Origin of the sequence: Acidovorax sp. (assembly GCF_022763525.1) — a bacterium.
Lineage (GTDB): Bacteria > Pseudomonadota > Gammaproteobacteria > Burkholderiales > Burkholderiaceae_C > Acidovorax.
This window is the reverse complement of sequence record NZ_JALEGG010000295.1, coordinates 1-6,933: the sequence shown is the minus strand read 5'-3', so window position 1 is coordinate 6,933 and position 6,933 is coordinate 1. Positions and strand designations below refer to the sequence as shown.

Annotated in this window: 5 protein-coding genes and 2 pseudogenes; 1 reads left to right on the top strand and 6 read right to left on the bottom strand. The window is 67.3% G+C overall.

Annotated elements, in window-relative coordinates:
• The 3 genes and pseudogenes from MRY84_RS22530 to MRY84_RS22520 all read right to left on the bottom strand — a co-directional run.
• Nucleotides 1-266 (bottom strand): annotated as a pseudogene (locus MRY84_RS22530) (alpha/beta hydrolase); the annotation flags it as partial.
• Between the two features lie 47 nt (nucleotides 267-313).
• A complete protein-coding gene (locus MRY84_RS22525) occupies nucleotides 314-439 on the bottom strand; it encodes a hypothetical protein (RefSeq protein WP_291507898.1) in 126 nt (41 codons plus the stop codon).
• Between the two features lie 83 nt (nucleotides 440-522).
• Nucleotides 523-1,128, bottom strand: coding sequence for a TetR family transcriptional regulator (locus MRY84_RS22520; RefSeq protein ID WP_142149516.1), 606 nt, complete (start codon nucleotides 1,126-1,128; stop codon nucleotides 523-525).
• 128 nt (nucleotides 1,129-1,256) lie between these two features.
• On the opposite strand from MRY84_RS22520, the gene MRY84_RS22515 reads away from it, so the two are divergent.
• Nucleotides 1,257-1,802: a DUF4256 domain-containing protein gene (locus MRY84_RS22515; protein WP_291507897.1), complete on the top strand. Its 546-nt coding sequence runs from the start codon at nucleotides 1,257-1,259 to the stop codon at nucleotides 1,800-1,802.
• Between the two features lie 31 nt (nucleotides 1,803-1,833).
• On the opposite strand, the gene MRY84_RS22510 is transcribed toward MRY84_RS22515, so the two are convergent.
• The 3 genes and pseudogenes from MRY84_RS22510 to MRY84_RS22500 form a co-directional block, all read right to left on the bottom strand.
• Nucleotides 1,834-2,565 carry a hypothetical protein gene (locus MRY84_RS22510; RefSeq protein WP_291507896.1) on the bottom strand — a complete coding sequence of 244 codons (732 nt, stop codon included), beginning with the start codon at nucleotides 2,563-2,565 and terminating at the stop codon, nucleotides 1,834-1,836.
• 46 nt (nucleotides 2,566-2,611) lie between these two features.
• The gene (gene treS, locus MRY84_RS22505) at nucleotides 2,612-6,037 is read right to left on the bottom strand and encodes a maltose alpha-D-glucosyltransferase (protein WP_291507895.1); all 3,426 of its coding nucleotides are present in this window, start codon (nucleotides 6,035-6,037) and stop codon (nucleotides 2,612-2,614) included.
• Nucleotides 6,038-6,100: 63 nt separating this feature from the next.
• Nucleotides 6,101-6,933, bottom strand: a pseudogene (locus MRY84_RS22500) (alpha-1,4-glucan--maltose-1-phosphate maltosyltransferase); the annotation flags it as partial.

Here is a 6,933-nt window from a genome sequence, read left to right as displayed (position 1 = left end):
GGCAACGCGGCGGGCGTGTACAGGGTGATCTCCGCGTCTCCAAACGGCCAACGCTGGGTGCGCCAGGTCCCGCCTAGCTCGGCGCCGCGGCGGCCCGGCTTGCGCAGCGGCAGGGGCGTGCCAAAGACGCGGTAGGCCGCGCGCACGGCCAGCGCGGGCCACAGCCGCTGCGCCGTGCCCAGGGCCAGGCGCACCAGCCGCATGCCCGGGCTTTCGCCGTAGTAGCGGCCGGTGGTGTGCAAGGGGGTGGTGATGGAAGAGGTCATCGCAAGCTCCAGAAACGGGGTGTGGGGAGAACGAAGCGCGGGCAGGGTCAATAGAAGACCCAGTCGCGGTTGCTGCGCGGCAGGCCCGCCATCGCACGCCACAGCCCTGCGGCGATGCGGGCCAAGGCGGCCACCAGTGCGAAAGCCAAAACGGCGATCAGGAAGATCAACATGGTGTTTCCTTTCTTCGCACGATTGTGCGAAATTAGGGCGGAAAAATGAGCCAGACGCGTCCGTGCCGAAAAGTGCGCCAGGCTCAGCGGGGAAGGTAGCTTTGTTTGAGGCGGGCCCAGGACGCCTCGGTGCGCTGCACGGCCTGCGGATCGCGCAAGAAGCGAACGTCGTGCAGCAGGCCCATGATGGTGGCGTAGATCTCGCCCACCAACTGCTCGGGCGGCGTGTCCGGTGCCAGGTGGCCCGCCTCGATGGCCTGCACCACCGTGCGGCGCAGCGCGGCGCGCCAGCGGGTGATCTCGCTGTGCAGCAGGTCGCGCAGCTCGCCGTCGCGGTCGTCCAGCTCGAAGGCACCGGCGGTGTAGATGCAGCCGGTGAAAGCCTCCACGTCCCGCGTGCGGGCGATCCAGCGGCGCACGATCTCGTCCAGGCGCGGCAAGCCCTTGGGCTGCTGCATTGCGGGCACGAATACGTCGGCCAGGAAGCGGCGGCCGAACTCCTCGATCACGGCCTTCTGCAGCGCCTCGCGCGAACCCGCGCGGGAGAACACGCCGCTCTTGGAAAGCCCCACGCGATCGGCCACGGCCTGCAGCGTGATCGACTCCAGTCCCTCGGCCGCAGCCAGGTCCAGCGCGGCGCCCACGATGGCGGCGCGCGTGAGCTCGGCTTTTTGCGTCTTGGCGTCCATGAGGCGAAATTTAGCACACTTGTGCTAAATTCAAATCACCCTGTCGCAGACATGGGCGGAGGTGTGGGCATATTGTGCAAACGTATCGCCAAGCCTTTACCAACCGTCCAGGAACCCTCCGAAAGCCCATGAAAAAGCAAGAACGAGACGACCTCCTCCAGCGCCTGCAGGCCCGCTTTGCGCGCCATCCCCACCGGCATGCAGGCATCGCCTGGGAGCAGGTGGCGGCCCGCCTCGATGCCAACCCCACAGCGCTCGAGGTGCTCGCGAGGATGGAGTCTTCTGGCGGTGAGCCGGACGTGCTGGGCCGCGACGAGGCCAGCGGCCAATACCTCTTTTGCGACTGCTCCGCAGAAAGCCCGGCGGAGCGCCGAAGCCTTTGCTATGACCGCGCGGCATGGGACGCGCGCAAGGAGGCCAAGCCCCAAGGCAGCGCCGCCGAAGCCGCTGCAGAGATGGGCGTCGAATTGCTGGATGAAGCGCAATACCGCGCCCTGCAGGCCCTGGGCGAGTTCGATCTGAAAACCTCCAGCTGGCTGGCCACGCCCGCGGACGTGCGCGCGCTGGGAGGCGCCCTGTTTGGAGACCGCCGCTACGGGCGCGTGTTCGTGTACCACAACGGCGCGCAGTCGTACTACGCGGCGCGGGGTTTTCGGGGGCTGTTGCGGGTCTGATCGCCCGTGCCCGGCGGGCTTGGGCCGGGAGTCAGCCCAGGCGGCTTTCGTCGTCTGGCGGGGTCTCGCGCTGCCCCGGAGGCGGGTCCAGCGGCCTGCGGGTGCGGGGCCACCAGCTTTCGATGCGGTCGGCCGCCCAGTCCTTGCCGCCCAGGCCGAACGCCAGCGCAATGGCAAACACCACCCCGCCCAGGATGATCAGGAAGCTCTGCCGCACGATGCTGCCGCCCACCTGCAACTGGTCCAGCGCAATGAGCACCACGAACACCACAATGGCGTACTGCGCCACGCTGCCCAGCAGCGCCGCGTCGGGCAGCTTCAGGCGCCGGCAGTAGGCCGTAACAGTGTTGCCCACGAACCGCGCAAAGTAGGCACCAAAGGCCAGCACCAGCAGGGCGATGAACACATTGGGCAGGAACCACACCACGCGGCTGAGCAAGGCGGTGACGTAGCTCAGCCCCAGGCCGTTGAAGGCCACCAGCAGCGCTGCCAGCAGCACCAGCCAGTACACCAGCAAGCCGAAGATGGAGGTGGTGTCGCCCTCCATGCCGCCCTGGCGCAAGAAGCCGTCCAGGCCGGCGCGCTCGGTGAGCACCTTGAAGTTGATCGCGCGCAGGCCGCGGGTGACGGCGAAGCGGGCCGCCTTGGCCAGCAGCCAGCCGCCCAGCACGACCAGCAGGGCGATCAGGACGCGCGGCAGAAAAGCGCCCACCTGGAAGAGCATGGCGCGCGCCGGTTCCAGGTGAATTCCGATGTTGTCCATGGATGTCTCTCGGTTGAAAAGGGGTATGGCTGCGTGCCCCGAGGTTTCAGGAGGCGCCAGCGGCGCCGATCAGCGCGAGGATGCCCTGCAGCGGCACCTGAACCCAGTCCGCGCGGTTGTTCAGCTCGTAGCGCAATTCGTACAGCGCCTTTTCCAGCTCGAAGAGGCGCAGCAGTGCGTCCGCGCCTTCGCGTTCGTGTCCGCTGGCGCGGGCGGTGGCGCCGGCATAGGCCTCCAGAAATGCCGTGCGCGTGGCTTGCTCCCATTGCTGGACGGCCGCGTCCAGGCGCAGCAGTTCTTCGGTGCTTTGCGAGGCGTGCTTGAGTGCGGCCCAGCGCGCATAGTTGAACGAGCGCAGCATGCCCGCCACATCGCGCAGCGCCGAGCCCTTGGCGCGCCGCTCTTCGAAGCTTCGGCCGGGTTCGCCCTCGAAGTCGATGATGACGAAGTCATTGCCCGCCACCAGCACCTGGCCCAGGTGGTAGTCGCCGTGGTAGCGGGTCTTGACGCCGCCGGCCTGCAATGCCGCAGGGTCATTCGCAGCAGCCTCGATGCGTTCGAGCACGGCCGGGCGCCGCGCCAGCACGGCCTGTGCGTCTGCCTGGGTGGCCGGGGGCAAGTCAGCCAGGCGGCGCTCCAGCAGCGCCAGCGTCTCGCCCGCTTCGGTGGCGGCGCGCACCCGGTAGGCCTGCAGGTCCTGCGCAGTGAGCGGTTCGGGGTCGAACGACGGGTAGCCGGTGCGCAGCGCCAGCGCGCGGTGCAGCTCGGCCGTGCGCCGGCCCAGCATGGCGGCCAGCTCCAGGTAGCCTCCGTGCACATCCGCAGGAGGTTCGTCGGGCGACAGACGGATGTCTTCCAGGAACCGCTCCAGGTAGCCCAGTGTGTAGTCCCAGCCATCGCCCTGGTTGGCCACGTACGACTGCACCAGCGCCAGTGTCATCTGCGTTCCGTCGTGCGCCGTGTACTCGAGCGCGCCCGCCACGGGCACGCAGTGCGGGTAGCGCGCCACCTCGGTCAGGAACCGGCCCACTTCCAGCTCAGGGTTCACGCCCGGGCGCAGTCGCCGGTAGCCCTTGAGGAACAGGCTCTCGCCCAGGGTGACCACGGTGTTGCTGCTTTGCGCCCCGGGGCGGCTCACGGGCAGCTCGTCCAGGTCCTGCGCCAGGCCTGCGAATGCCGACGTGGGCCGAAAGCGCAGCACGCCACGTTCGGTCGCCACCTCGCGGTTGGCGCCGATGGCGCGGACCACCGCGCGGCAGAACACCTCGTCGTGGAAGGCGTCGCCCATCACGCCCACATTGGCCTGCTGGCGGATGCGCGCCAGGCCGCCGGGACTCAGGCGCTTGAGCCGCTCCTCATCGGTTTCTTCCCAGGCCAGCGCCAGCGGCACGAAGTAGGCGGCGCTCTCCTGAGGGCCCTCAATGGACAGGAGGGGCAGCATCCATTCGTGGCCCGCTTCAGTCCACACCGCGTGGTCGTCGATGCGTGCCCGCCGCACGGCTTGACCCTTGGCCGCGTACCAGCGCTGCAACTCCAGGTAGCGGGGCAGCGTGTCGGTTTCGAACTGGGCGCGCATGCGCTCGGCCATCCCGATGCGCCAGGGCATCACGCGGTCGCGGAAGAAGCTGGTCCACCCGTCGAAGAGCACCAGCACCGGGCGCTCCTGCAGGTCCAGCCCGTCCTGGTGCCAGGGCGGGATCACTGCCTCCGCCGACAGGCGGAACCAGTAAAAGCCGTAAGAGGGCAGGGTGAGCAGGTAAGGCAGGTCGCCGATGGGCGGGAAGGTCACCCGCCCGAGCATCTCCACCGGTGCGCGGCCCTTGTAGGCCGACAGGTCCAGTTCCACCGGCTGCGCCGCGCGCGAGAGGTTGAACACGGTGAGGATCACGTCGTCCTCGTACTCGCTCAGGTAGGCGAGGATCTTGCGGTTGCCGGGCTTGAGGAAGGTGCGCTTGCCCCGCCCGAAGGCATGGCTGGTCTTGCGCACGGCGAGCATGCGGCGCGTCCAGTTCAGCAGCGAGCTCTGGTCGCGCGCCTGTGTTTCCACGTTCAGCGCCTCGTAGCCGTACATCGCATCCATGATGGGTTGCAGGTACAGGCGTTGCGGGTCCGCGCGCGAGAATCCGGCGTTGCGGTCGGGGCTCCATTGCATGGGCGTGCGCACGCCGTTGCGGTCGCCCACGAACACGTTGTCGCCCATGCCGATCTCGTCGCCGTAGTAAATGATCGGCGAGCCCGGCATGGACAGCAGCATGCTCTTCATGAGCTTCACGCGGTCGAGATCGTTTTCCATCAGCGGGGCGAGCCGGCGCCGTATCCCTAAGTTGATGCGCGCGCGGGGGTCGGCCGCGTACATGCTGTACATGTAGTCGCGCTCCTTGCTGGTCACCATCTCCAGCGTCAGCTCGTCGTGGTTGCGCAGGAAGATGGCCCATTGGCAACCCTCGGGGATCTCGGGCGTCTGCTGCAGGATCTCGACGATGGGGTGACGGTCTTCCTGCGCGATGGCCATGTACATGCGCGGCATCAGCGGGAAGTGGTAGGCCATGTGGCACTCGTCGCCATCGCCAAAATACTCGCGCACATCCTCGGGCCACATGTTGGCTTCGGCCAGCAGGAAGCGGTTCTTGTACTCGGCGTCGATGGCCGCGCGCAGTTTCTTGATCACGGCGTGCGTTTCGGGCAGGTTCTCGTTGCTCGTGCCGTCGCGCTCCACCAGGTAGGGAATCGCATCCAGTCGGAAGCCGTCCACGCCCATGTCCAGCCAGAAGCGCATGGTCTTGAACACGGCCTCCAGCACGGCCGGGTTGTCGAAGTTCAGGTCGGGCTGGTGGCTGAAGAAGCGGTGCCAGTAGTAGGCCTTGGCCACCGGATCCCAGCTCCAGTTCGACGTCTCGGTGTCGGTGAAGATGATGCGCGTGCCCTGGTAGATCTGGTCGGTGTCGCTCCACACGTAGAAGTCGCGCTCGGGCGAGCCGGGCGGCGCGCGGCGTGCGGCCTGGAACCAGGGATGGTCCGACGACGTGTGGTTGATGACCAGCTCGGTGATCACGCGCAGCCCGCGCTCGTGCGCCGCGTTGAGCATTTCGCGGAAATCCTGGAGCGTGCCGTACTGGGGGTGCACGTCTTCGTATTCGGAAATGTCGTAGCCATCGTCGCGCAGCGGCGAGGGGTAGAACGGCATCAACCAGATGGTGTTGACGCCCAGCTCCTTCACGTAGTCCAGCTTGGCCGTCACCCCCTTGAAGTCACCCACGCCGTCGTTGTTGCTGTCGAAGAACGCCTTCACGTTGAGCTGGTAGATCACCGCATCCCGGTACCACAGTGGATCGTCGCTGGTGTCGATCTCGGGATTCTCGGGCGTGATGCCGGGCGCAGGCTCGGGCAGCGCACCGGCAGGCCCTCCAGGGAGCGCGCCCGGAGGGGCGTCCGCGGGCGCCTGGTGGGGTGGTGGAGCGAGAAGAGCGTTCATGGTCATTCGTCGGCCGTTGGTTTTGGGGTGCGCAGCGTTCGCGTGTCCGGGTGCCGCCGGGGCTCACTCGAAGTAGTCAAAGTCGTGTTCGCTGCGCACCCGGCGGCGCACCACGAACACATGGGCTGGCATGCGGTGCGGGTCGAGCTGCACGAAATGCCAATCGCCCTGCCACACAAAGCGCTGGTGGCTCAACTGGTCGTGCATCTGCCATGGTGCGCCTTCGGCACCTTCGCCACCCTCGCCATTGACCCACGCGGCGCTCAGGTTCACCCAGCCCGACTGGACGTGGTGCGCGTCCAGGTTCACCACCGTGACCACGGTGTTGCCCCCGTCCCGCGAGCGCTTGGCATACGCGATGAGCGCCGGGTTGTCGATCTGCAGGAAACGCAGGCTGTCGTTGGCGTGCAGGGCCGGGTTCTCGCGCCGGATGCGGTTGACGTGTGCGATGAAGCTGGAGAGGTTGCCGGGCCGTTCGTAGTCCCATTGGCGAATCTGGTACTTCTCGGAATGCAGGTACTCCTCGCTGCCGGGCTCCCGCGGCAAGTGCTCCAGCAGTTCGTAGGCCGGTCCATAAATGCCGTAGCTGGCCGACAGCGTGGCCGCCAGGACGAGGCGCGACATGAACACCGCGGGCTCTCCGCCCTGCAGATGCTCATGCAGGATGTCTGGCGTGTTGGGCCACACGTTGGGTCGGAAGTACTCCTTGCCCGGCCCGTGGGCCAGTTCGGTGAAGTACTCGACCAGCTCCTCCTTGGTGTTGCGCCAGGTGTAGTAGGTGTACGACTGCGTGAAGCCTCGCTTGGCCAGCCCGTGCATCACCTTCGGCCGGGTGAACGCCTCGGCCAGGAAGATCACATCGGGGTGCGCGCGCTGCAGTTCGGTGATCACCCATT

Excerpts from the sequence above, each read along its gene's own strand:
- MRY84_RS22525 (WP_291507898.1), bottom strand. The coding sequence starts at position 439 with ATGTTGATCTTCCTGATCGCCGTTTTGGCTTTCGCACTGGTGGCCGCC.
- MRY84_RS22520 (WP_142149516.1), bottom strand. The coding sequence starts at position 1,128 with ATGGACGCCAAGACGCAAAAAGCCGAGCTCACGCGCGCCGCCATCGTG.
- MRY84_RS22515 (WP_291507897.1), top strand. The coding sequence starts at position 1,257 with ATGAAAAAGCAAGAACGAGACGACCTCCTCCAGCGCCTGCAGGCCCGC.
- MRY84_RS22510 (WP_291507896.1), bottom strand. The coding sequence starts at position 2,565 with ATGGACAACATCGGAATTCACCTGGAACCGGCGCGCGCCATGCTCTTC.
- treS (WP_291507895.1), bottom strand. The coding sequence starts at position 6,037 with ATGAACGCTCTTCTCGCTCCACCACCCCACCAGGCGCCCGCGGACGCC.